At 67.1% G+C, this 331-nt stretch carries 1 protein-coding gene; it reads right to left on the reverse strand.

Annotated features, from left to right (window positions below; all coding sequences use genetic code 11):
• A partial coding sequence (locus CVH10_RS18915; protein WP_146143074.1) for a transposase occupies window positions 1-233 on the reverse strand: 233 nt, incomplete at its 3' end.
• Window positions 234-331: the final 98 nt, after the last annotated feature.

Here is a 331-nt window from a genome sequence, read left to right on the forward strand (position 1 = left end):
CGCTCCAGCGCCTTGATCCGCTCGCGCTCGTCCGTCGTCGGACCCGCTCGTTGGCCCTGGTCTCGCTCGGCTTGGCGTACCCAATTCCGCAGCGTCTCGCCCGAGCAGCCGATCTTCGCGGCAATCGAGCGGATCGCACCGTACTGGGAATCATGCTCGCCCTGGTGCTCCAACACCATGCGCACGGCGCGCTCGCGGACTTCAGGGGAAAAGGGTGGGGTTCGCTTCGTCATGGCTCCATCCTCGCAAGATCAGGAGCCTCCGGGAAACCCGGCGCGGTTCAGATGCCCTCTCTGATCGCGCTACGGCGCCCGTGGAGGCGTTCGGCGAG

It is taken from the genome of Halomonas sp. ND22Bw (genome assembly GCF_003011945.1).
In the GTDB taxonomy this organism is placed as follows: domain Bacteria; phylum Pseudomonadota; class Gammaproteobacteria; order Pseudomonadales; family Halomonadaceae; genus Halomonas; species Halomonas halophila.